Here is a 24,110-nt window from a genome sequence, read left to right as displayed (position 1 = left end):
GACGTGGTCATGGGCAACGACATCACCATAGCGCTGGCCGTTCCAGAATTCCGCAAGGCCGGAGCCGACAGGGTCTTCGACAAGGACAAAGTCGTGGTGGTGCTCGACCACTTTGCGCCGAACAAGGACATCAAGGCCGCCATGCAGTGCAAGGTATGCCGCGAATTCGCCCGTGAAAACGAGCTCACCCACTTTTTCGACGTGGGCCGCATGGGCATAGAACACGCGCTTCTGCCCGAGCAGGGCATCGTGGCTCCCGGCGAAGTCATCATCGGCGGCGACTCCCACACCTGCACCTACGGCGCGCTCGGCGCGTTCTCCACGGGCGTGGGCAGCACCGACCTTGCCATGGGCATGGCCACGGGCGAAAACTGGTTCAAGGTGCCTGCGGCCATACGCTTCAACCTTACCGGCAAGCCCGGAAAATGGGTCTGCGGCAAGGACGTCATGCTGCACATCATAGGACTCATCGGCGTGGACGGCGCACTGTACCGCTCCATGGAATTTTCCGGCAGCGGCGTGGCGAACCTGTCCATGGACGATCGTTTCTCCATGACCAACATGGCCATTGAGGCCGGAGCCAAGAATGCCACCTTCCCGGTGGACGACATCTGCCGCGCCTACCTTGAAAAGCATTGCAAGAAGAGCTGGACGGCCTACGAGGCCGACCCCGATGCCGAATACGAAAAGACCATCGACATTGACCTTTCCTCCATCCGTCCCACCGTGGCCTTCCCGCACCTGCCCTCCAACACCCGAACCATCGACGAGGTGGGCGAGGTAAAGCTCGACCAGGTGTTCATAGGCTCCTGCACCAACGGCAGAATGGAAGACATGGCCATGGCCGCACGCATTCTCAAAGGCCGTAAGATACATGACGGTCTGCGCGTCATCGTCATTCCCGCCACGCCTTCCATCTATATGGAATGCATGGAGAAAGGCTACATACGCACCTTCATGGAAGCCGGATGCGCGGTAAGCACGCCCACCTGCGGCGCGTGCCTCGGCGGCCATATGGGCATTCTCGCTGCGGGCGAAAAGTGCCTTTCCACCACCAACCGCAACTTCGTGGGCCGCATGGGACACGTCGACTCGGAAGTGTATCTGTGCAGCCCGGCCGTGGCGGCCGCCTCGGCCATAGCGGGCCGCATCGTCAGCCCTGAAACCATCATGGACAAGGAAGGAGAGGACTGATGCAGAACGCACGCGGCAAAGCCTTTGTCTTTGGCGACGACGTCAATACCGACGTCATTCTTCCCGGCAAGTATCTCAACGTGACAGACCCGAAGGAGCTGGCCTCCCACTGCATGGAGTCGGAGGATCCCGACTTCGTCAGGAAGGCCCGCCCCGGCGACATCATGGTGGCGCACAAGAACTTCGGCTGCGGCTCCTCCCGCGAGCACGCGCCGCTGTCCATCAAGTACCTTGGCATTTCCTGCGTCATCGCCTCCACTTTCGCCCGCATTTTCTTCCGCAACGCGCTCAACATCGGCCTTCCCATTCTGGAATGCGACGAGGCTGCCCGGAACATCCATGAAGGCGACACGGTAAGCGTGGATTTTGAAACAGGCGTTATCACCAACGAAACCACGGGCCGCACCTTTCAGGCCGAGCCCTTCCCGCCCTTCATGCAGAACCTCATCGCCTGCGGCGGTCTGGTGAACTACTCGAAGGCCAAAATAGAAAAGCTGCGCTCCTTGCGCTGATCGCTCCTCCTCACGACTTCCGGAGCGGGGAACTTTTCCGGCAATATTCACAAAACGCCGTTTCCGGCGTTTGCCCACCTCTCTTTTCACCCATAAAGGACAACATCATGGCAACGTATCGCATCGCGGTCATTCCCGGCGACGGCATCGGCCCGGAAATCGTGACCGAAGCCCTCAAGGTTCTCGAAAAGGTCGGACAGAAGTTCGGCCATGAATTCATTTTCACCCATCTTCTCATGGGCGGCGCGGCCTACGACGCCGTAGGCACCTGCTTCCCCGAAGACACCGTGGAAATCTGCAAAAAGAACGACGCCGTGCTGCTCGGCGCGGTGGGCGGTCCCAAGTGGGACAACCTGCCCGGCCCCGAGCGCCCGGAAAAGGCGCTTCTCAAGATCCGCGAGGGCCTCGGCCTGTACGCCAACCTGCGTCCCGCCATCATGCACAAGGCCCTGAGCGGCGCCTGCCCCATCAAGCATGAGAACATAGGCGACAGCATGGATCTCGTCATTGTGCGCGAGCTTACCGGCGGCATTTACTTCGGCGAACACGGCTGGCGCGAAGGCAGGTACGGTCAGGAAGCCTACGACGTTGAGCGTTACAGCGAAATGGAAATCCGCCGCATCGCCAAGGTAGCCTTCAACGCGGCCATGGCCCGCAAGAAGAACCTCGTGAGCGTGGACAAGTCCAACGTGCTCGAAACCTCGCGCCTGTGGAGACGCGTGGTCAACGAAATGAGCGCCGACTATCCCGAAGTGACCGTTTCCCATATGTACGTGGACAACGCCGCCATGCAGCTCGTGTACCGTCCCGGTCAGTTCGACGTGATTCTCACCTCGAACATGTTCGGCGACATTCTTTCCGATGAAGCCAGCATGATCACAGGCTCCCTCGGCATGCTGCCTTCCGCGAGCCTCGCCGACGGTTCCTTCGGTCTGTACGAGCCCAGCCACGGCTCCGCGCCCGACATCGCGGGCAAAAACATCGCCAACCCCCTCGCCACCATCCTGTCCGTGTCCATGATGCTGCGCTACAGCTTCGGCCTCGAAAAGGAAGCCGCCGCCATCGACAACGCGGTCACCGCCGTGCTTGAAGCGGGCATCCGCACCTGCGACATCGCCGAAGCCGGCATGACCCCCGTTTCCACCACGGAAATGGGCAAGGCCGTCTGCGACAGAATCTGAGCGAACGCTCTCGTTCTCTGACGGGAAGGGCGCCGGAAACCAAGGTTTCCGGCGCCCTTCTCTTTTCCTTGGCGGGGCATCCGTTCTCCCGCCTCAAACGCCTCAATCCGACCACGGAGTCAGCGTGTCCTGCATGGTCCTGTTGAGCGTTTCATAAACGTCCTTCACGGGAATGTCCCGCACGTCGTCGTTCACCTTCGACACGGCGGAAAAATTGCGCGGACCTCGCGGCGTCCAGAGTTCTTCCGACCATGGATAGGTAATGGACACCGTGGGCACCTTCACGGCACCGGCCAGATGCTGCGGCGACGAGGTGCACGTGACGAAGGCTTCGCACGTCTTCAGAAACGCCGCCGTATGCTGCAGCGACTTCTGTCCTATGAACTGATGCAGCCTCGGGTTCTTCATGTCTCTGTAGGCCTCAAGCAGCGGCACGTCGCTCTCGCCCGCCACGATCCACACGTCGAGGTCGGCATTCTTCTCCAGAAGAACGCTGGTCAGCTCCACGAATTTTTCAATGGGCCAGCGCAGGCCGATCTTCTTGATGTTGCCTATGAATATGCCCACGCGGCGAAGGCCCGGAACCTGGGGATACCTGGCCTGAACGTCTTTTTCCACGGATGCGGGCACGGTGAAGCGTATGCTTATGTCGGGATGCTCGTCGTGCGGAAGGTCGAATTCCGCCTCAAGCTCCCTCAGCATGACGCCGGAATAATGGCATCCGTCCTCGGGACTGCCGCTCCACGGGGCGAGTCTTCCCGTATTGAGGGCCCCCTTCTTTGTGCCCCTTGCCAGAGCGCAGAGCAGACGAAGCGTCTTCGATCTGCCGTTGAAGCTTACCACAAGATCATGCGGAGCCAGCAGCTTCGGCAGAAGACGAAACCAGGAACGGACGGACTTCTTGTCGTACAGAAACACATGATCCACGTCGGGATTGTCTTCCAGAGCCACGGCCCCCAGAGGACTCGCCACCACGTCCAGCACGGCGTCGGGATAAAGCTCGCGCAGACGATGAATGACGGGCGTGCTGACCAGCATGTCGCCTATGCGATCGCTTCTCAAACAGAGTATATGAAACTTTTTCAAGTAGTCCGCTCCTTCCCGATGCGCTTCCGGGCATTCAGGTCTCCTCCGCCTTCCTTTTCTGCATTCAGAAAACGGATGATTTCCGAAAATACGACTGGCGACACCGGACGCCCGTCCTTCAAAAACGACAAGCTGCATCATGATTCACAGAAAATATAACGCAACATCGCACACCAAAAAACTGCGGTCAACCGCAGGACCGCTCCAGAAAGCACCTATCTCCTTTTCCTCCGCTCCGTCTGCATGGTGGCTCATGTCGCCGACTCTTCTAAGAATTACCCATAAAATCATAGCGTAATGGTAGGATTTTTTTAGCGACTCCGACCCGCTGCGGCCTTGCCAAGACAGGACAAAAGGTTATCGTATATGAAAGGCCCGCGCGGCCACATCATCCAAAGCGAGGACACCATGCCAGCATCCAGTGAAGACGCGCCCAGACCGAACCTTCAGGTTGCCGCCCGAGTGGAAGAACTTCTGCGGGAACAGCTTGAAGAAATGGGGATAAATCCCCGCCGTCTCCAGCCCGAGGAAATCGCGGCAAACATGACATGCCGCATCGCTCCGGACAACAGCATGACGTATATGTGGAAAAATGAGCCCATTTTGTACGTCACGCCGGAAAAACGCGAACAGGACGGCGAGACTTCCGTTCTCTGGCGCATGTTCACCAAGGACGACATGCCCTCTTCCCCTGATCATTCGTGAGGTATCCCATGAACATTCTCGATACCATAGGACATACGCCGCTCATTTTTCTCGACCGCGTTTCCGCTCATCTTCCTGCAAAAATTCATGTAAAGTACGAAGCCCGCAACCCCGGCGGCTCCATAAAGGACAGAGCAGCGCTCGGCTACATACGCGCCGCTCTGAAGGAAGGAAAGCTGGCGCCGGGAGGCACCGTGGTGGAAGCCACCAGCGGCAATCTCGGCATCGGCCTGGCTGTGGTATGCGGCAAAATGGGCCTCAGGCTCATGCTCACCATGCCCGCATCCGCCAGCAGGGAACGCATTGCTCTGCTTCGCGCCATGGGGGCGGAAGTGGTGCTCACCCCTGCGGAAGAAGGCATGCAGGGCGCTCAGGACAAGGTGGACGAGCTGCTCGCAACGCTGCCCGGAGCCTTCCGTCCCAACCAGTTCAGCAATCCCGTAGGCCCCATCGTACACTATGCGACCACGGGCGTGGAAATTCTGGAAGACTGCCGGAAGGAAGGCTTCATGCCTGCGGCCTTCGTTGCCGGTACCGGCTCCGGCGCCACGCTCATGGGCGTGAGCCGCAGACTTAAGGACACCGACGCCTCCGTGCAGAGCTTCGCCGTGGAGCCTGCGGAATCGCCCGTGCTTTCGGAAGGCCGCAGCGGTGCCCACGGCATACAGGGCATAGGCGCGAACTTCGTGCCCGACGTGTTCGACCGCTCTCTTGTCGACGGCATTCTCACCGTAAGCACCGAGGAAGCCATGGAAACGGCCCGCATGCTCATGCGCGACGAATCCATGAGCTGCGGCATTACCACCGGTGCCAATGTGCGCGCCGCCATGACTCTTGCCATGCGTCCCGAATTTGCGGGAAAGCATATCGTCACCGTTGCCCCGGACACGGGCGAACGTTACCTTTCCACTCCTCTTTTCAAGGACTGAGCTTCATGACTCCCTGCTTCCCCGCCCCAGACCAGGAACTGGCCCTTTCCCGCATGCGCGAGCTTGATGACGTGACCGAGGCCTTGTGCCGGCCGGAATCGCTTTCCGCCGTGCTCAACTCCAAGGACTGCTCCACGCCCCTGCCTTCTCAGGAAGTGCTCAAAGAAGTGATGGAACGCCTCAAGGCCGTGCTGTTTCCCGGCTATTTCGGCCCCTCGCACGTGCACAGGGAATCGCTGCGCTATCATGTCGCCGCCAATCTCGATTCCATTTTCCGCCTGCTCAGCGAGCAGATACGCCGCGGCGGCTGCTTCGCCTGCGCCGACTACGTGAACGACTGCCGTGGATGCGACGTGGCCTCCAAAGAAATGGCCATGAAGTTCATGCAGCGCATTCCCGCCATACGCGACATGCTTGCCGAGGACGCCCGCGCCGCCTACGAAGGCGACCCCGCAGCCACAAGCCCCGGCGAAACGGTGTTCTGCTATCCCTCCATGCTCACCATGATCCATCACCGCATCGCCCATGAACTCTATGCCCTGCATGTGCCCATTATTCCCCGCATCATCGGTGAAATGGCCCATTCCCGCACGGGCATCGACATTCATCCCGGCGCACAGATAGGCGAAAACTTCTTCATCGACCACGGTACCGGCGTGGTCATCGGCGAAACCTGCATCATCGGCAAGGGCTGCCGCCTGTATCAGGGCGTGACGCTCGGCGCGCTCTCCTTCTCCAAAAATGACGACGGCTCGCTCGTCAAGGGCATACCGCGCCATCCCATTCTCGAAGATAATGTCACGGTGTACGCAGGGGCCTCCATTCTCGGTCGCATCACCATAGGCAAGGGCTCGGTCATCGGCGGCAACGTGTGGCTTACGCACAGCGTGCCCGAGGGCAGCCGCATAGTGCAGAGCGGCCCCAAAGCCAAGCCCGGCGAATCCCTTACGGGAAAATGCGAAAAAAGCGCTGAAAAGAAAAAGGACTGATCTTCCGTCCGAACAACAGAGGCCCGGCCTGAACCGGGCCTTTTTTTCGCGTGAGCCTGGTCGCCGAAGACAGGTCCCCGGCCCGAACAGCGCCAGCTTTCTCATCTTCTCCACCGCGCCTCGCTCCGGCACGCCTGTGTGACGTTTATCGCAGACTGCCGCATTTTCCGCGCCACAGGCGCTGTCATGCTCCCTTCATACTTTCAGGCCATACTGCCCGCCAAAAGGAGCCTCTTCATGACAGCAGAAAATACCCTTCGCGTCGTCGTGGCCGGCGGCGGAAGCTGGGGCACGGCGCTTGCCCATGTTCTGGCCTCGGCCGGGCACGACACGACCCTCGTTCTGCGGGACGAGTTCGTGGCGCAGGCCGTCAACGAAAGGCACGAAAACCCGCGCTATCTTCCGGGAAAGCCCGTGCATCCCGGCGTGAAGGCGTCCACCTCGCCCGAGGCGCTGCGCGACGTCGATGCTCTGGTGCTGGCCGTGCCCTGCCAGCATCAGCGAAGCTGGCTTGCCTCCATGCGGCACGTCATTCCCGAGGGCTGCGTCGTCGTCAACGCTTCCAAGGGACTGGAAAACGGCACGAGCCTCACCATGAGTCATGTGGTTCAGGAAGAGCTCTCTGCGCTTCGCCCCCGCTATGCCGTACTTTCCGGCCCGTCGTTTGCGGCGGAGGTCATGGACGGACAGCCCACGGCCGTGGTGCTCGGCTGCGAGGACGAAACGCTCGGCGCAAGGCTCAGGGAACTCTTTTCCACGTCCTTCTTCCGCTGCTATTCCAGCACCGACGTCACGGGCGTGGAAACGGGCGGCGCGCTCAAGAACGTCATGGCCATTGCGGCGGGCATAGGCGACGGCCTCGGCTTCGGTTCCAACGCCCGCGCGGCGCTCATCACCCGGGGCCTCGCAGAGCTGTCCCGTCTCGGCACGGCCATGGGTGCAAGGCCGCTCACCTTCATGGGACTTTCCGGTCTCGGCGATCTCGTGCTCACGTGCACGGGCGGCCTTTCCCGAAACCGTCAGGTGGGCATACGACTCGGCAGGGGGGAAAAGCTGGGCGACATCGTCGCCTCCCTCGGCATGGTGGCTGAAGGCGTGAAAACGGCAGTGGCCGCGCGCGACCTGGCACAAAGACTCCGCGTTTCCGTGCCCGTCACCGAAGCCATGTGCCGGGTGCTGCACGAAAATGCCGATCCTGCCGAAGCCGTGCGCAGCCTCATGGAACGACCGCTCAGAGAAGAATGAGTTCTGGGGAGGCCTGTACGCCTTCCCGCCACGCGGAACACTCCCCCACAGTCTCAACGCCCCGGCACGGTCACCGTCATACTTGCCGTTGCCGGGCCTTCAAAGCGCCGCTGCCATGCCTGCGTATCACCGGCTGTTCAAAAAGCACGTCGACAACACGGGGCGCAGCACGCTCCTACCTGCCGGAGCTGGCATTTTTCAGGCGGGTGATGTTCCTGTGCGGGGGCTCGCCAAAAAGCCGCTTGTATTCCCGGTTGAACTGCGTGGGGCTCTCATAGCCCACGGCAAGACCGGCACTTGCCGCGTCCACGCGCTCGGCAAGCATGAGTCGCTGCGCCTCAAAAAGACGCAGTCTCTTGTGGAACTGCAGGGGACTCAGGCTGGTCACTTCCTTGAAATGACGGTGGAATGTGGACGTGGCCATGTTCACGCGACGGGCCAGCTCCTCCACCTGCAAAGGGGAGCGGTAATTGTCGCGCAGCCAGGTGACGGCCTGCGCTATCTGCATGCTCTGGGAGCCCAGCGTATGGAAACGCCGCAGAAACTCCCCCTGCGGACCGATGAGCATTCGATAATAAATTTCCCGGGTGATCATGGGCGCAAGCACGGGAATCTGCTCCGGCCTGTCCAGAAGTTCCGCAAGACGCAGAAAGGCATCAAGCACGGATACGTCCACGTCGGCCACGGACACACCGCGGAGCGTGCCGTCGGACGAGGTTCCGACGGAAGGAGGCACTTCCGCAGCCAGTCTGGTCAGCATGAACTTGTCCACTTCCAGCGAAAGACAAAGGAAAGGAGCCTCCTCCGTGCCGTCCATGACATAGAAGGAACTCGGCACGTCCACGCCGACGACGAGACACTGTCCCTCGCCGTACACGTATTCCTCCGTGCCGATGACGGACTTCTTACGCCCCTGAAGCATGACCCCTATGCAGGGGTGATACAGACTGTTTTCCAGTACCTCGTGTGCCAGACGCCGTGACATGGAAAGGCCCGGAACCTCCGTCTGCTTCAGGCCGTTTTCCGGCATATGCCTCAGCACCAGATCCATGAGACGGTCGTTGATACGTTTCCATTCTCCCATGAGCACCTCCAGACAGGGGGGACGGTCTTTCCTGAACCTGCCCTCCCTTTCTCGTCATTCTTTCTCGAGCATCTGTCATGATACCGCCGCCGCTCTCGACGGAACAGATACGATTTCTTCTTTTTCTTGCCTGATTCTCTCACCACGGCTTCTCCATGTCCATTTTCGACAACGTCCTCGATTTCGGATACAAAGACCTGTCCCTGCAACTTCAATGAGGCCTCTGTCATGGAATTTTCCCTTGCCGTCATCGTCATCCTGTGCCTGTTCTTCTTTCTTGCCGGATTCGTGGACTCCGTAGCCGGAGGCGGCGGACTCATTTCCACGCCCGCCATGCTTCTGTGCGGCCTGCCGCCCCATGTCGCCCTCGGCACCGGAAAGTTCGCCAGCACGCTGGGTTCACTCACCTCGCTTTGGACCTTTGCACGCAACCACCTTGTCGTGCTTCGCATCGCGCCCGCAGGCTTTGCATCCGCCTTTGTCGGCGGCATGGCCGGGTCCGCCCTCGCCATGCACGTGGACAGCGCCCTTCTCGGCAAGCTCCTCATCGTTCTGCTGCCCGTAGGCATGGTCATCTCGCTGTTCTCCGGCAGACTCGTCAGTGAAGAAGGTGAACTTCCGGAAAAGCATCTTTTCCTGCGCGTCATCATCATGGGGTTCTTCATCGGCGCCTACGACGGCTTTTTCGGCCCCGGCACGGGCAGCTTCTTCATCATCGCGCAGCACCTCGTGCTGCACATGGGACTCGTTCGCGCCTCAGCCACGGCCAAGGTGTTCAATCTCGCCTCCAACGCCGGTGCCTTCGCCGTGTTCGCCTCCGGCGGCGTGGCGCTGTATTCCGTCGGCATTCCGTGCGCCGTGGCCAACATCCTCGGCAATCAGCTCGGTACGCATCTGGCCATACGCATCGGCACGCGCATGGTCAGAAACTTCCTCTACGTGACGCTCAGCCTTCTGCTGGTCTCCCTCATCTACCGCTTCTTTCTTGCCTGACGCAACTTTTCAGCACGAACGCTCCCTCATCTCTGGACACGACTGCCGATTGCTGGCATCATCTTAACAATAACGTTTCCTATCAACACAGAAAGGAGCCCCATGCTCTTCATCGAGAAATGCAAGGAGTCCGTGATATCGGTGGTGCCGATCGTCGTTCTCGTACTCCTGCTTCATCTGACAGTTGCGCCCCTCGGCGACGCCCTGCCGAGATTTCTCGCGGGCGCCGTGCTCTTCATCATAGGTCTCGGTCTCTTTCTGGTCGGAGCCGACATCGGCGTTCTTCCCGTAGGCCAGAAGGTGGGCTCAACGCTCACCGGCAAACGGAATCTCACCCTCATGCTGGCCGTGGGCTTCGTGGTGGGCTTCATCATCACCGTGGCCGAACCCGACGTGCAGGTGCTGGCCGCCCAGGTCACGGGCGTGGCTCCGGTCATCGCGCCCATGGCGCTCGTGTGCATCATTGCCGCAGGCGTGGGCTTTTTCGTGGCCGTGGCCATGGGACGCATCATCTTTCAGCTTCCGCTCAAGCTTCTGCTGTTTCTCTGCTACGCCGGAGTGTTTCTCTGCGCCTTCTTCACGCCCGATCTCTTCCTCGGCATAGGATTCGACGCCGGCGGCGCCACCACCGGTCCCATGACCGTGCCGTTCATCATGGCGCTCGGCGTAGGCGTGGCGGCGGTGCGCGGCGGCAGCCGTGCCGGAGACGACAGCTTCGGTTTCGTGGGGCTGGCCTCCGTGGGGCCCATTCTCGCCGTGCTCATGCTCGGGCTCTTCGCCTCTCCCGCCGCACCCGCCGTTTCCGCAGCTGCTGAAGAAGGCGCGTCCGGTCTTGCAGAGCACTTTCTGAACCTGCTGCCCGAAGTCACGCACGAAGTGACCATGGCTCTCGGTCCCCTGGCCGTGCTCTTTCTGCTCTTCCGACTCTTTCTCATCAAACTTTCCCGCAGACAGACGCTGCGCATGGTCATGGGCCTTGCCTACACCTTCTTTGGCGTCATCCTTTTCTTCCTCGGCGTGAAGGGCGGATTCATGCCTGCCGGAGACGCGCTCGGCGCGCTGCTCTCCAGCCCGGAAAACCGCTTTCTGCTCATCCCCGTGGCGCTCGTCATGGGGGCCGTGGTGGTCTGCGCCGAGCCTGCCGTGTGGATTCTCACCGAACAGGTGGAACAGGTCTCGGGCGGCGCCATCCGCCGCTCCCTCATGCTGACGGCCCTTTCCGCCGGCGTTTCGCTGGCCGTGGGCATTGCCATGTACCGGGTCATTTCTGGTACGAGCCTGTGGTTCTTCCTCATTCCCGGGTACGCTGCGGCCATGCTGCTCATGCGCTTCTGCCCGAAAATGTTTACGGCCATCGCCTTCGACTCCGGCGGCGTGGCCTCCGGCCCCATGGCCTCCACCTTCATTCTCGCCTTCATGCTGGGCGTGTCCAAGGGCGTGGGCGGCAATCCCGCCGTGGACGCCTTCGGCGGCATCGCCATGATCGCCATGACTCCGCTCATCGCCATACAGCTTCTCGGCATCGTTTTCAGCCGCAGGACGGGAGATCGTTCATGAACAACCATCGCAACGAAAGCGCAGGCAAACTGCTCGTCGTCGTCATGGAAAGGCACAAGTGCGACGCCGCCGTGGCGGCAGCCAGAAAGGCCGGAGCCCCCGGCGGTACCGTGCTCATGGGACGCGGCACGGCACAGAACAAATGGCTTCGCATCCTCGGCCTTGACGACGTGGAAAAGGAACTTCTCTACGCCCTTTTGCCCTCATCCCTCGTCCGTCCCGTCATGGAAGCCCTGCGCACCGATCCCGCGCTTTCCCGAACCCGGGGCATCATGTTCACCATAGATGTCATTGAAACATTCCGGCATCACGTCTCCTCTCCCGCCGTTCTTTCCCTGACTCAGGAGGACCTCATGTCTGACAACAGCCCGGAACAGTCCGGCTACGAACTTCTTTCCATCATCGTCAACAACGGCAATGCCGATCAGGTCATGGACGCCGCCAGAAGCGCCGGAGCCACGGGCGGCACGGTCATTCACGCGCGCGGCACGGCCCGTCCCGACGACGCCACGTTCTTCGGCATCACCATCGTTCCGGAAAAGGAACTCGTCATGATTCTCAGCCCGAAGGACAAGAGCGACCGCATCATGGAAAGCATCAAGGCCGAATTCAGCAACGCCGAACCCGGTTCCGGCATTGCCTTCCGCACGGCTGTGGAGTCCTTCGACATGCTGGGCGTGAAGCGACGCTGAGCCGCGCCGCCCCTGTGCCATCATCCCCGCAGGCCCTGCGCCTGCGGGGATTTTTCGTGCCCTGCTTTCCCCTGCGGCCGAACAACGTTGACAAGCAGTACACCTCTCTTTATTTAAGTATTTACTTAATTAAAATTCTGCCGACGCTCCTCACTTTCGCGGCGTCATCCTTACTCATGAGAGCTGCGGAACATGGCGGAGCAGAGAGAATCGTCATGGACAACGCCATTCTTTTTCGCGCACTGGCGGACGACACCAGGCGCGGCATCGTGCTTCTTCTGCTGTCGGGCAGCTACTGCGTTTCCGCGCTCGCCCGTGCGCTGAACGTGAGTGAAAGCGCCGTTTCCCAGCACCTCGGCGTTCTTCGCCGCGCAGGCCTGCTCATCGGAGAAAAACGCGGTCACTTCATGCATTACGACATACGCCGGGAAAGACTGCTCGACCTTGCGCGGGAACTTGAAGCCATGGCCTCCACCAGAAGACCGCAGGAGCACGCAACATCCCCGGCCCCGGACGGCCGGACTCCGTGCCCGGAAGACATGCGGCGCCGCTGCCATGGCATCCCCCCCATGCGCCCCCTGCCCATGGCTCCTCTGACGGAAAAGGGACACTAGTCATGTCCACAGCCGCTCTTTACATGCTCACCGCCGTTCTGCTTGTCCTCTCGTTCCGAAAGGACCGGAAAAAGACCCGACAGGCACTGAAAAAAGCCTGGAAGTCCTTTGAAAACATTCTGCCGCAGTTTCTGTCCATTCTCGTGCTCATCGGCCTCATGCTCGCCGTGCTCGACAGGGAAACCATCACCCGCCTGCTCGGCGCGGATTCCGGAGCAGCAGGCATGGCCGTGGCCGCGGCCGTCGGCTCCGTCACGCTCATTCCGGGCTTCATTGCCTTTCCCCTGGCGGCGTCTCTGCTCTCCTCCGGCGCAGGCTACGGCCAGACGGCCATGTTTCTCACCACGCTCATGATGGTGGGCCTTGTCACGCTGCCGCTTGAGACCACCTTTTTCGGAAAAAGGCTCGCCGTCATGCGCAACGCTCTGGCCTTTGTCTACGCCGTCGTTTCCTCCGTCATTCTGGGGGTGATCCTGTGATTCTCACGCTCTGTCGCCGCTACCGGATGTTTCTCATTCTTTTCGGCGTGAACGTCGCGCTTGTCTTTCTCTATCCTTCCGTCGGTTGCACGGCCTTTGCCCTCACCGGCGACAACGTCCTTGAAATGCTCTCCTTTCTGCCGCCCATTTTCGTGCTGCTCGGTCTTCTGGACGTATGGGTGGACAGAGAAACCATGATGAAGTACATGGGCCGGGGATCCGGAACCCGCGGCATGCTGCTGGCATTCATTCTGGGCTCGGCCGCAGCCGGGCCACTCTACGCAGCCTTTCCCATGGCCGGAGTCATGATGAAAAAGGGCGCGAGCATGCTCAACGTCTTCATTTTCATAGGAGCCTGGTCCACCACCAAAATTCCGCTCATCATGTTCGAGACCGCCACGCTCGGCTTCCGCTTCATGGCACTGCGGCTTGTCTTCAACCTTGTCGGCATATTCCTCATCGCGTTCATTCTTGAACGGGAAGTGCGCAGACATCCCGCACCGCTTCCCGAACAGCGCCCCTGAACCGTCACCACCAGTGTCCGGCGGCCCCGATCATCCCCGAAGAACGTTGACGACGCCTGACCTTGTCGAGTACTCTGACCATGGTCGTTTTCCATCCCTTATGGCGTGCGATGAAAAAACGGAACGAGGACTGTACCGGCCGTCGTCCGAAACGCGCCCTCGTCTCAAGGCCGTGCGGACATCCCGTAATTTTCCGGGCCCTGCGGCTCTTTCTCATGGCGGCCATGCCGCCCCCCTTCAAGGCGAACAATCCATGCGCGGAAGACTCATCTATGTCATGGGAGCGTCCGGCTCGGGCAAGGACAGTCTCATTCTGGAAATGCAACGACGCTTTCGCGGCCTGCCCCTCACTGCGGCCAGACGCTACATCACCCGTCCCCTCTCCCCGGAAAGCGAGCGGCACATTCCCGTCAGCCACGAACGCTTCGAGCATCTGGCTTCCTCGGGCCGCTTTGCCCTGCACTGGTCTGCCCACGGCTGCCGGTACGGCATTTCCGTTCACTCGCTCCGAGCCCTCGAACGCGGCGTCTCCGTACTTGTCAACGGCTCCCGTGCGGCATTCGACGAAGTCTCTCTTCGCTACCCCGACCTTATTCCCGTGCTTGTGACTGCGCCGCTCCACACGCTGCGCGAGCGACTCGCGCAGCGTAAGCGGGAGTCTCTCGTCGAGCAGGAAGAACGTCTTTCCAGCGCGCTGCTTCCCCTCCCCGCAAACGTCACAGGGCAGTGGATGATACGCATAGACAATTCCGGCCCTCTCAGCGACGCCGCCGATCTTCTTGAGCGGGAACTTCACCGCATCCTTTTCGGGCCCGCCGATGCCCGAACCGAAAAATCTTCTCTCGTCTGAAAGATTCCGCCGCGAGTAATGGCACGACCGGGCCTCGCCGGAGCCCTCTGCTTCCGGCCCGCAGTCTTTCCTGCTCCCTGCAAAGCAACGCCTCCTTTTTTCAAACCCGCTTGACAAAAGAGGCGTCCTCTGCCTATTTCAAAAATAAGTTTTCGAGTCGGTCCGGCTACAGCACACGCCATGCCGCTCCGACCTGAGTTTCTGCTCACAGGGTGGTTCTGGAAACGGGGCCGCCTCCCGCACGACCCTTCATGGTCTGGAAAGAAAACGCTGCGCTTGTTCCATGCCCGGGCTTCCCTCATGGTTCTGGTGTTTTCGTCTGTGAGCAACACCGGAAAACCGCCTTTGTGCGGCATGGAGAATCGCATGAAAAGATTTCCCCCCCTTCTCAGTGTTGCAACCGCCATTCTTTTTTCCCTCCCTCTTTCCGCGCATGCCGAAATGTCCCTTCACGTATACTGCGGTGCAGGCATGACGAAGCCCTTCAGCGAAATAGCCGAGGCCTTCACCCAGAAAACGCAGGTGAACATGGAAGTCACCTATGCCAATGCGGGGCAGATTCAGTCGCAGATCAATACCGCGCAAGAAGGAGACTTCTTCATTGCCGGAGCTGCGGAAGAGCTCAAACCCGTGGAAAAATACGTGTCCGCCCGTCGTGATCTCGTGAAGCACGTTCCCGTGCTCGCCGTGGCAAAGGGCAACCCCAAAAACATCAGAGGCGTCAAAGACCTCGGCGACAGTACTCTCAGGGTCGTTCTCGGCGACGCCAGGGCCACGCCCATCGGCAAGATTGCGGACAAGGCCATTGCCGACGCCGGTATTGCCGGCAAGGTCAACGTGGTCAGCCGCGGCGTAACGGCGCCCTCCATCTTCAACGCGCTGAACGCGGGCGAATGCGATGCCATCATCGTATGGAAGGAAAACGTCTCTCCCGCCATGGACATCGTGAGCGACCCGGCCATGAATGCCTATGTGAAGACCATTCCCGCGGCGTCTCTCTCCTTTTCCGTCAATCCCGAGGGGCAGAAGCGCTTCCTTGAGTTTCTGAATTCCGACGAGGCCCGCGCCATCTGGGAAAAGCACGGATACGTCGTTCTGAACTGATCTTCCGGGAGCCGTCCGCCCTGAAGGTCGTGCATCCTCTCCTACGGCAGACGGCTCCCCCATCTTCTTCCTTCGCCTGCGCATCGCGGCGTCAGGAGCTCTGCGCGCCATGAAACTGAAGATGTCCCTCTTTGACGGCGCAAGCCTTTTCATCGCCTTCCTGACCATTATCTTTCTCACGGCCGCCATCGGCACCATCATCGTCGGCGGGCTGCCTTTTCTTGCCGAAGCTCTCCGCTCGAAGGAAGTGCTTTTCTCCATACGGCTGAGCCTTGTCACTTCCACGCTTTCCACGCTGCTGTGCTTTGTCGTGGGCATTCCCTGTGCGTATGCCCTGGCGCGGTGCAGAATGCCGCTGCGCAGTCTCTGCCGCCTTGTGCTGGAACTGCCGCTGTCGCTGCCCTATCTCGTGCTCGGCCTGTGCCTGCTCATGATGTTTTCCTCGGGGGCGGGCAAGATGCTCAGAGACTTCGGCATACGCGTCATCTTTGAGCCGGCGGGCATCGTCATGGCGCAATGGCTCGTCAACATTCCCTTTGTCATACGACTCATGCGCACGGCACTGGAAGAGCTGGACGGCAGGCTGGAATTCATTGCAGGCACGCTCGGAGCCTCGCGCTGGCAACGGTTCTGCACCATCACGCTGCCTCTGTGCCGCAATTCCATACTCATGGCCGCCATACTCACCTGGTCACGCGCCGTGGGAGAATTCGGCGCGACGCTCATGCTCGTGGGCGTCACGCGCATGAAGACGGAAACCCTCCCGGCAAGCATCTACCTCAATATAAGCACGGGCGACAACGGCATGGCCATGGCCTCGGCCATCATCCTGCTGGCGCTGTCGGGCACGGCTCTTCTGCTCTCCACCCTGCTTCGACGCCGCACCGCCAGCCGCATGGAAGGAGCACTCCGCCCATGACGCCGCTCACCTTCGATAATTTCTGCCTCACCAGAGGCAGCATGCACATCAGAAACATTTCCTTTGCCCTGGAAGAAAGAGAAACGTTCGCCATTCTCGGCCGCACGGGAGCAGGAAAAACGCTTCTTCTGGAATCGGCGGCCGGATTCTACGCACCAGAAGGCGGCAAGGTGCTTCTCTACGGATCTCCGGTACAGGACATTCCCCTGACCGAACGCCGCATAGGCTTCGTGTATCAGGATCACGCGCTTTTTCCCCATATGAGCGTGGAAGCCAACATTGCCTACGGTCTGCGCGTCCGCCATGCTCCCCGAGACGAACAGAAGAACAGGACGCGGGACATCGCCTCCATGCTCGGCATCGAGCATGTGCTGAAGAGCTATCCGCAAACGCTGAGCGGCGGAGAAAAACAGCGCGTCGCTCTGGCCAGGGCTCTGGTGCTCAGACCGCGCCTGCTGCTTCTCGACGAACCGTTCTCCTCGCTCGACCCGGCCACGAAAAAAAAGCTTTACGACGAGGTTCGGACCATACCGCAGAAATTCGACTGTGCGGTGCTCTTCGTGACCCACGACTTCCGGGAAGCGCAGATGCTCGCCTCCCGCATAGGCATCATGGACCACGGAAACATGCTCTGCATACGCCGTTCAGAAGATCTTTTCGCACGCAGTAACCATGCAGGGCTCAACGCCTTTCTCGGTCTGGAGGATAACGCATGACCACACAGGAACTTTACCGGCGACTCAGGCAGGAATTGAAGCGTCTTGTCGACACCAACCGTCTCAACGAACGCCCCATAGCGCTGAAAAGCCGCGGGCTGTCTCCGGAAGAAGCCATAGGACGCACGATCCGCAAAGATTACCCCATCCTCGCTGGCAAAGAAGTCATGCTTCAGGCAAGGTTCGGCGACGCTCTCGGACAGGCCTTCACGGACGCCCCTTCGGAATTCTGCGGCACTCTCGACGACGTGCTCTCCCTCGATACGGAAAACGATCCGCACGGACGGGCCCTGCTGATCGCCACGTTGAATGCCGTCATGCGCCACACCGGGGACATCGACCACACCGTTCACTGCAAAAACGACGATCTGGAACGCTGCGCCGAAGCATACGCAGCCTACGTCCGCGAAAACTTCGGCAGCCCCCGCATCGCGCTCGTTGGCTATCAGCCCGCCCTTACCGCCAGACTGTCTCAGGATTTTCCCCTGCGCGTTCTGGACATGAATCCGCAGTTCGTGGGCAGCGTGAAATCCGGCGTCACCATCGAACACGGCGGCACGGGCTACCGGGATGCGGTGCTCGACTGGTCAGAACTCGTGCTCTGCACGGGAAGCACGCTGTGCAACGGCACCTTCGTCAACTTTGTGGACATCGGCAGGCCGGTCGTTTTCTTCGGCATTTCCGGCGCTGCGGCGGCACGTGTATTCTCGCTTCCCCGATTCTGTCCGTGTTCCTGCTGACGAAGAACTCCGCTACTTCGGCAGACGATGCGCCATCCTGCACCGCTCGCCCCCTCTCCCCGAGAGCAGAACACCCGGCGGAAAAGAGCACTCTTCCGGGCGCCGCTTCGAGCCGCGTCATTCGCCCCCTGCGGCATGATGCGGCTTTTTCAATGCTCTCCCTCTTCCCTGCGCGCCGGAACTGCTTATTAACAATGACAAGGATGAATTTTTCTCCAAAAAACAAAAAACTTTCCCATGTAAGGACGACGTAAGTTTCTCATGCTCTACTGTCCTCAAGTGGAAAAGGCAACAACTCAACAACACATAGATACCATACTCATGGAGGCTCCTATGACCATGCTTTCCTCCCGTTCTTCCCGGCTTTCCGCCCTCATCGGCGCTTCTCTTGCCCTCTCTCTCATGATCGGCGCTTCGACCGCTCTCGCCAAGGGACCTGACGGCGGATTCAACCGCGGCGGCGGCTTCACCGGCCCCGGCCCCGCGCTCAGCACCGTGCAGCAGGCCAGGGACATGCGCGACGACTCTCCCGTCACCCTTCAGGGCCACATCGTGCAGCACCTCGGCGACGATCACTATCTGTTCAAGGACAACACCGGGACCATCAACGTGGAAATCGATCACAAGCGCTGGCAGGGCCAGAACGTCGGTCCCAACGACCTGGTGGAGATCTCCGGCGAGGTGGAAAAGGACTGGTCTGAACTCGGCATCGACGTAAAGCGCATCATCAAGAAGTAAATTCCGACCGGCGCGCCCTCCTTATGGCGCGCCGGAATCACAAGGGAGCATCATGCGCATTCTTCTCATCGAGGATGACACGCTCATAGGAAACGGGCTTAAAATGGGACTTCCCGCCATGGGCTTTGCCGTGGACTGGTTCAAGGAAGGTCCGCTCGGCATGAAAGCCCTTGAATCGGCCACGTATGACGCCGCCATTCTCGATCTTGGACTGCCCGGCATGGACGGGCTCGACGTTCTGAAACACTGGCGCGCCGCCGGCCACGACATTCCCGTGCTCATTCTTACGGCAAGAGACGCCATCAGTCAGCGCGTGGAGGGTCTCAATCTCGGCGCCGACGACTATCTCGGCAAGCCGTTTGATCTCGACGAAGTGGCGGCAAGGCTGCGCGCTCTCGTACGGCGCAGGCTCGGGGTCACCTCGCATCAGCTCGCACACGGAGCCGTCAGCTTCGATCCGCAGACCCGCACGGTATCCCTGAACGGTCAGCCAGTGGCCCTTGGACAGAAGGAAGTCATGCTTGTGGAACTGCTTCTGCTGAACAGGCAGAGCGTGCTTTCCCGCAGTGCCATAGAGGAAAAAATCTATCCCTGGGGCGAAGAAGTCAGCAGCAATTCCGTGGAAGTGCTGGTGCATCGCATACGTCGCAAACTGGGGTCAGGGTTCATAAAGACCGTGCACTCCGTAGGATACACTCTGGGAGACGCCTCATGAAAGCCCGCCCGGGCGCATGGCTCAGCAAGATCGGACAAGCGTGCCTCCACGCCGCGGCGTCATGGGCAAAAACGCTTCCCGATCTTTTTTTTCGCGTCGGAGGTCTTGCCGGTCGTCTGTGGAACCGCCTTCTCTCACAACCAGCCAGCCGCAGAAGCCTCAGGCTCAGGCTGAGCCTTTTCTTCTCCCTTTTCATGCTTGCCTCATGGCTTGCCGCCGCACTGTTCACCTGGCAGACGTGCAGAGACTACATCAACGAATTTTTCGACTCCCAGCAAATGGTGGTGGCCAAAACGCTGGCCGTAGCCGATCTCACACGCGCGCCGAAGAAGATTCCAAAACTCGGTGACATGATGCCCGGCGTCAAAAAACACGGATTCGGCCAGCAGGAAGAGGATGCCATAGCCTTTGCCGTCTTCTCGCCGGACGGCCGCCGTCTTCTCGCCGACGGGAAAAAAGGCGGACGCTTTCCCTTTGAACCGTCAAGACGAGGCTTCATCAATGAGCCTTTGCGCAACGACGACGATGTATGGCGCATCCTGTGGATAAACTCCCGGGATGGAAAATATGTCATCGCCGTAGGACAGGAACTTGAATACCGCAGCGACATGACGCTGGAAATGCTGGGCGGCCAGATGATCCCATGGCTCATTCTGCTGCCCGTGCTTCTCGGCGGCCTCTTTCTGCTGCTCACCCGCGAGCTCGCGCCCCTGCGCTCCATGGCCGCCGATCTTCAGTCCCGGCAACCGGAAGACGACACGCCGCTGGATCTGCAGAAGCTGCCTTCGGAAGTTCTTCCCATGGCACAGTCGCTCAACGGCTTTTTTGCCCGAACCGGAGAAATGCTGACCCGGGAACGTTCCTTCATTTCCGATGCGGCGCACGAGCTGCGCACGCCTCTCGCCGGACTCCGCATTCAGGCACAGGTGGCGGCACAGCCCGGCATGAATCCGGAAACACGAAACGAAGCGCTCGCCTTCCTTCGGCAGGGCATAGACCGCTGCTCCCGGCTCATCGACCAGCTTCTTACGCTCTCACGACTCGAGGCCTCCCAGGGAACCGGATCCCCGGGGTCCACAGGAGGGCTTTCTCTGTCCACGGTAAGCTGGAACGAGCTTCTGGCACAGGCTCTGCCGTCCTACGGCCCGCGTCTTGAACAGGCAGGCATCCGTCTCGAATCCCGCATAGAGTCTCTCAGCGCTTCCGTGGAAGGCAACAAGGCACTGCTCGCCATGCTGTTGCGCAACCTGCTCGAAAACGCCACGGCCTACACCACGGAAGGCGGACTGATACGCATAACGCTGGAACAGCACAGTCTTACCGTGCAAAACGATTGTGCCTGTCTGCCGGAAGAGAGCATCAGGCGTCTGGGAGAACGCTTCTTCCGTCCTCCCGGTCAGGAAAAAACCGGCAGCGGTCTCGGTTTGTCCATTACCCGGCGCATTGCCGCCATCCACGGTTTTCGCCTGAACATAGGCATGGACAACCGCGCGCCCGATTTTGCCGACTGTTCATTCAAGGTCACGCTCACCTGGTAATCTCTGGCGCATACGCTTCGCCGTCCCCTCAAAGACCGGAATGCCGAAAACTTCTGTGGACATATCCGCGAGGAGCCGTTTTCCCGAAAGGGAAAACGGCTCCTTTGATTACCATGAACCTGTCCGGCCTTTCCGCTTTGCAGTCCTGCCGCTCTCTTCCGCTTCTCCTCTTAAGGCATCATCCTGCCGTCTTTCTCCCGGCAGCCGCTGCAAACGTCGTGCCTGCCCGGCGCTGCCGCCTGCCAGGCACGCCCCAGATGGACAAGAAAGCCCCGCTCACGCCTCCTTCCCAGCTCTCTGACTCGTTGAGGAAAACAGACATCCCTTCAGACAGCTCTCGGTCGTCCCTATCGTTGCTGAAAGCAATATTGCGGAAAAGTAAAGATAAAGACTTCCTTCCGACTCAACAGGTTGCGGGAAGATAACCAGACTTCCAAAAAGGCCTATCTTTCAAAGTGTAACAGAGTATTATTGGCGATCTCCCAGCGCAGGTGACTATGTTAGAACACTACTATGACCGATTGCAGCCAACGGCGTGTTCGAGGCAAAAGCATCTCTGTCCTCTGAAAGCGCGAGAGGAGCGTCAACGTCTTCGGACGACAATCTCACCTGTCATTCATGCAAACAAAAATGACGACTGAACGCAGACATGAATATACAAAAGTACCGACATCATGCGTCCTTCAGGACAGCACGATATCGGCACTTTTTCCTTCCGGTTCTCAGTCGTCACGGAAGAGGCGTCAAACGGAAACCGACACGCGGCACCGTCTTGAGAATGGGCTTGTTCTGCTTTTCGAGATGGCTCCGCAAAATGTGGATGTAGGTGCGGAGCGCATCGCTGTTGGGAGGCGTGTCGCCATAAAGCTCATTTTGCAGCTCGCTGCGGCTGACCACATTGGGAGCGGCCTTCATGAGGCGTGCCAGAAGTGTGAATGCCATGGGAGGAAGATGCATGCTCTTCCCGTCACACGTGACGGTATGCGCCTGAGAGTCAAGCTCTATACCCGCCCAGCTCAGCCGGGAAGAAGACAGATGAGCCTTGGAAAGACGTATGGAGGCCAGAATACGGGCCTCAAGCTCCAGCAGATGCACGGGACTCGTTACGATGTCATCGGCTCCGCTGTTCAAATAGCGGGGCAGATTTTCCAACGTGTTTTCGGGCACCAGCAGAATGATGGGTCTGTTGAAGCCTTCCATGCGCAGGCAGGTATAAAGGGGAATTCCGTTCTGATCGGTGAACAGGGCATCGAGAACAAGCGCATCATACGCGGATGTCTTCAGACAGTTTCTTACTTCGTCACTGTCCGCAGCGCTGTCAAGCTGATACCCCATGGGTTCCAGATACGCAAAAATTTTATTCATGACCAGCGAATCGGAAACCCCAACCAGCAGATGAAGCTCAGAAACGGAAAGCTGTTTTTTCAAACTGTATAGCATAAGCAGCTCTCTGACAGACTTTTACTTTACAGAAAACAGGAGAAAAGAAACAGATATTCCGAAAATTAAAACTTATACGATATGGAGCGACAACAATATTTCGCTCCTGCTGTCCGTTACATGCAACTTCAAGAAAATACTAGGCTATGGCCTAGTGCCCGTCAAGTTTTTCCCTGTCAAAACACATATCTTTCGGAGGGGATGCGTCAATGATAATCAGCAACCTCGGAATCATCATGAAGCACAGGAATCTGACCTATGAAGACCTGCAGCACCTCTCTCAGGTGGCTCCCGACACCATTGCCAGAGCAAAGGACGGAAGAATAGCTACCTGCAAGCTGGCGACACTGGACAAGCTGGCCACCGCGCTCGACGTCGACATCTGTCAGCTTTTCAGCCACATCCGGGAAGAAGAGTCTCCCAGGCAGGCGCTGCGAGGAGAAGCAAGGCCATGAAGGATATATCAAAAAAAATGCGGGAGAGAACTTGCGTCCTCTCCCGCGTAAGCCGGATCTCATCCAGCGCGGGCTAGGCCCGCGTCGAATTAGAACTTGTAGGCGAAGCTAAGAGCGGTGCTCCAGCCGTCCTTGTCGATGTTCTTCATGCCATGGTCACCCTTGTCGTAGTCGGTGATCATGTAGGAGAGTTCGAGAACAGCGGTGAGGTTCTTGTAGATGTCGTAGCTGTTGACCAGGTTGAATTCAACAACGCTGTCGCTGTTGGTCATGTAGAGCCAAGGATCCATGCCGCCGGCCAGCTTGTTGTCGTTGGTGCCCTGCCAGTAGGTGACGGTAAAGGCGTGGGTCAGATTTTCAAGGAAGGACACGTCTTCGATACCGGCCTGAACGCCCCAGGTGCCGCCGATGTTGTGGCGGGCGGTGGTGTCGTACAGACCATATTCACCGGCGCTGTAGCCGATGGTGGGATGGAAACGGCCGCCGACAGTGGGGATCCAGCCCTGATAGGCGTACTTGGCGTCGCTGTCGTCACCGGAAGCATACCAGCCGCCCAGAACGGGAGTACCGTAGGCGGTCTTGTAGGAAGCCTTGGCCTGGATGTACCAGCCGTCGCGATCGTTGGGAGCGCCGACGCCTTCGTAGTTCATGGTGCCGTAAACGCCGGAGAGCTTCAGAGTGAAGGGATCGAAGTAGGTCATGGTGGCGGTGGCGCCGAACCAGTAGGCGTTGCCGTCAGCAATGTTCAGGGTGCCGTCGGTGGAGTCCTGCATCTTGTTGCCCTTGTCGATGGCGCCGTACATCACATAAGGAGTGACGGAGAAGCCGTCAAACTTGAGGGCAGCGGCCACGGAGAACAGATCGGACTTCTTGGAGGTGTCGGTATCGTTCTCGATACCACCGAAGGGACCGTCGCCGGAGAGATAGCCGGCGCGCACCCAGAAGGCGGTCAGGTCAAGCCAGTCAGTCACAGGAGAGGAGACCACCACACCGTCACGGCTGTTCAGACCAGGATGCATGACGGCGTTCTTGCCGAAGGCGTCCTGGGGAAGACTGACGAGCTGCTTACCCCTACGAACCTTCACGGTGGTCTGGGGGGTGCTCCAGTCGA

The 24,110-nt window shown here is 59.5% G+C and carries 26 protein-coding genes and 1 riboswitch; of the genes, 22 read left to right on the top strand and 4 right to left on the bottom strand.

Translation table 11 applies throughout. The features are described 5' to 3' along the window. The 3 genes from leuC to leuB all read left to right on the top strand — a co-directional run. Positions 1-1,194 (top strand): 3-isopropylmalate dehydratase large subunit (gene leuC / locus Q0J81_RS06280; protein ID WP_294446637.1); only part of this gene is annotated, 1,194 nt, incomplete at its 5' end. After that, entirely contained in the window at positions 1,194-1,706 is a 513-nt protein-coding gene (locus Q0J81_RS06275) for a 3-isopropylmalate dehydratase small subunit (RefSeq protein ID WP_294446636.1), read from the top strand. The genes leuC and Q0J81_RS06275, both read left to right, overlap by 1 nt. A gap of 107 nt (positions 1,707-1,813) precedes the next feature. After that, positions 1,814-2,887, top strand: a complete 1,074-nt coding sequence (leuB, locus tag Q0J81_RS06270; protein WP_294446635.1) for a 3-isopropylmalate dehydrogenase — start codon at positions 1,814-1,816, stop codon at positions 2,885-2,887. A gap of 102 nt (positions 2,888-2,989) precedes the next feature. On the opposite strand, the gene Q0J81_RS06265 is transcribed toward leuB, so the two are convergent. Beyond that, complete coding sequence (locus tag Q0J81_RS06265; RefSeq protein WP_294446634.1) at positions 2,990-3,973, bottom strand: glycosyltransferase family 9 protein; 984 nt, start codon at positions 3,971-3,973, stop codon at positions 2,990-2,992. Positions 3,974-4,381: 408 nt separating this feature from the next. On the opposite strand from Q0J81_RS06265, the gene Q0J81_RS06260 reads away from it, so the two are divergent. From Q0J81_RS06260 to Q0J81_RS06245, 4 genes are all read left to right on the top strand, one after another. Further along, a complete protein-coding gene (locus Q0J81_RS06260) occupies positions 4,382-4,678 on the top strand; it encodes a hypothetical protein (RefSeq protein ID WP_294446633.1) in 297 nt (98 codons plus the stop codon). An 8-nt stretch (positions 4,679-4,686) separates the two neighbouring features. Continuing rightward, positions 4,687-5,607: a PLP-dependent cysteine synthase family protein gene (locus tag Q0J81_RS06255; RefSeq protein WP_294446631.1), complete on the top strand. Its 921-nt coding sequence runs from the start codon at positions 4,687-4,689 to the stop codon at positions 5,605-5,607. Positions 5,608-5,612: 5 nt separating this feature from the next. Further along, a complete protein-coding gene (gene epsC, locus Q0J81_RS06250) occupies positions 5,613-6,596 on the top strand; it encodes a serine O-acetyltransferase EpsC (RefSeq protein ID WP_294446630.1) in 984 nt (327 codons plus the stop codon). A 237-nt stretch (positions 6,597-6,833) separates the two neighbouring features. After that, on the top strand, positions 6,834-7,841 hold the full coding sequence (locus Q0J81_RS06245; protein ID WP_294446629.1) for an NAD(P)H-dependent glycerol-3-phosphate dehydrogenase: 1,008 nt from the start codon (positions 6,834-6,836) through the stop codon (positions 7,839-7,841). A gap of 175 nt (positions 7,842-8,016) precedes the next feature. On the opposite strand, the gene Q0J81_RS06240 is transcribed toward Q0J81_RS06245, so the two are convergent. Beyond that, a complete protein-coding gene (locus Q0J81_RS06240; RefSeq protein WP_294446628.1) occupies positions 8,017-8,925 on the bottom strand; it encodes an AraC family transcriptional regulator in 909 nt (302 codons plus the stop codon). 228 nt (positions 8,926-9,153) lie between these two features. Here Q0J81_RS06240 and Q0J81_RS06235 point away from each other — a divergent pair, with 228 nt between their 5' ends. The 14 genes from Q0J81_RS06235 (at position 9,154) to qseC (ending at position 21,104) form a co-directional block, all read left to right on the top strand. Next, complete coding sequence (locus tag Q0J81_RS06235; protein WP_294446626.1) at positions 9,154-9,918, top strand: TSUP family transporter; 765 nt, start codon at positions 9,154-9,156, stop codon at positions 9,916-9,918. A 102-nt stretch (positions 9,919-10,020) separates the two neighbouring features. Continuing rightward, a complete protein-coding gene (locus Q0J81_RS06230) occupies positions 10,021-11,475 on the top strand; it encodes a DUF1538 domain-containing protein (RefSeq protein WP_294446625.1) in 1,455 nt (484 codons plus the stop codon). Then, the gene (locus Q0J81_RS06225; protein ID WP_294446623.1) at positions 11,472-12,167 is read left to right on the top strand and encodes a P-II family nitrogen regulator; all 696 of its coding nucleotides are present in this window, start codon (positions 11,472-11,474) and stop codon (positions 12,165-12,167) included. The genes Q0J81_RS06230 and Q0J81_RS06225 overlap by 4 nt, the downstream gene beginning before the upstream one ends. A 215-nt stretch (positions 12,168-12,382) precedes the next feature. Further along, positions 12,383-12,781 (top strand): metalloregulator ArsR/SmtB family transcription factor, encoded by a 399-nt coding sequence (locus tag Q0J81_RS06220; protein ID WP_294446621.1) that lies wholly within the window; start codon positions 12,383-12,385, stop codon positions 12,779-12,781. A gap of 2 nt (positions 12,782-12,783) precedes the next feature. Further along, entirely contained in the window at positions 12,784-13,260 is a 477-nt protein-coding gene (locus Q0J81_RS06215; protein ID WP_294446620.1) for a permease, read from the top strand. After that, positions 13,257-13,784, top strand: coding sequence for a permease (locus Q0J81_RS06210; protein WP_294446618.1), 528 nt, complete (start codon positions 13,257-13,259; stop codon positions 13,782-13,784). The genes Q0J81_RS06215 and Q0J81_RS06210 overlap by 4 nt, the downstream gene beginning before the upstream one ends. 253 nt (positions 13,785-14,037) lie before the next feature. Next, complete coding sequence (gene phnN, locus Q0J81_RS06205; RefSeq protein ID WP_294446616.1) at positions 14,038-14,634, top strand: phosphonate metabolism protein/1,5-bisphosphokinase (PRPP-forming) PhnN; 597 nt, start codon at positions 14,038-14,040, stop codon at positions 14,632-14,634. Positions 14,635-14,772: 138 nt separating this feature from the next. Continuing rightward, positions 14,773-14,917: riboswitch (molybdenum cofactor riboswitch) on the top strand. Between the two features lie 83 nt (positions 14,918-15,000). After that, positions 15,001-15,738, top strand: a complete 738-nt coding sequence (locus Q0J81_RS06200) for a substrate-binding domain-containing protein (RefSeq protein ID WP_294446615.1) — start codon at positions 15,001-15,003, stop codon at positions 15,736-15,738. A gap of 109 nt (positions 15,739-15,847) precedes the next feature. Next, complete coding sequence (locus Q0J81_RS06195) at positions 15,848-16,657, top strand: ABC transporter permease (protein WP_294446614.1); 810 nt, start codon at positions 15,848-15,850, stop codon at positions 16,655-16,657. Then, the gene (locus Q0J81_RS06190) at positions 16,654-17,373 is read left to right on the top strand and encodes an ATP-binding cassette domain-containing protein (protein ID WP_294446613.1); all 720 of its coding nucleotides are present in this window, start codon (positions 16,654-16,656) and stop codon (positions 17,371-17,373) included. The genes Q0J81_RS06195 and Q0J81_RS06190 overlap by 4 nt, the downstream gene beginning before the upstream one ends. Continuing rightward, positions 17,370-18,113, top strand: coding sequence for a DUF364 domain-containing protein (locus Q0J81_RS06185; protein WP_294446612.1), 744 nt, complete (start codon positions 17,370-17,372; stop codon positions 18,111-18,113). Before Q0J81_RS06190 ends, Q0J81_RS06185 begins: the two co-directional genes overlap by 4 nt. Positions 18,114-18,446: 333 nt before the next feature. Then, positions 18,447-18,851: a NirD/YgiW/YdeI family stress tolerance protein gene (locus tag Q0J81_RS06180; RefSeq protein ID WP_294446611.1), complete on the top strand. Its 405-nt coding sequence runs from the start codon at positions 18,447-18,449 to the stop codon at positions 18,849-18,851. A gap of 52 nt (positions 18,852-18,903) precedes the next feature. Beyond that, complete coding sequence (locus tag Q0J81_RS06175; RefSeq protein ID WP_294446610.1) at positions 18,904-19,566, top strand: response regulator; 663 nt, start codon at positions 18,904-18,906, stop codon at positions 19,564-19,566. Then, the gene (gene qseC, locus Q0J81_RS06170) at positions 19,563-21,104 is read left to right on the top strand and encodes a quorum sensing histidine kinase QseC (protein ID WP_294446609.1); all 1,542 of its coding nucleotides are present in this window, start codon (positions 19,563-19,565) and stop codon (positions 21,102-21,104) included. Before Q0J81_RS06175 ends, qseC begins: the two co-directional genes overlap by 4 nt. Before the next feature lie 729 nt (positions 21,105-21,833). On the opposite strand, the gene Q0J81_RS06165 is transcribed toward qseC, so the two are convergent. After that, a complete protein-coding gene (locus Q0J81_RS06165) occupies positions 21,834-22,544 on the bottom strand; it encodes a response regulator transcription factor (RefSeq protein WP_294446608.1) in 711 nt (236 codons plus the stop codon). Positions 22,545-22,753: 209 nt separating this feature from the next. On the opposite strand from Q0J81_RS06165, the gene Q0J81_RS06160 reads away from it, so the two are divergent. Beyond that, positions 22,754-22,999, top strand: coding sequence for a helix-turn-helix transcriptional regulator (locus tag Q0J81_RS06160; RefSeq protein WP_294446606.1), 246 nt, complete (start codon positions 22,754-22,756; stop codon positions 22,997-22,999). Between the two features lie 89 nt (positions 23,000-23,088). On the opposite strand, the gene Q0J81_RS06155 is transcribed toward Q0J81_RS06160, so the two are convergent. Further along, positions 23,089-24,110: outer membrane homotrimeric porin (locus Q0J81_RS06155; protein ID WP_294446605.1), on the bottom strand; the 1,022-nt coding region annotated here is incomplete at its 5' end.

The sequence above is a fragment of the uncultured Mailhella sp. genome (assembly GCF_944324575.1).
In the GTDB taxonomy this organism is placed as follows: Bacteria; Desulfobacterota; Desulfovibrionia; order Desulfovibrionales; family Desulfovibrionaceae; genus Mailhella.
This window is presented reverse-complemented; position numbering and strand designations above follow the sequence as displayed.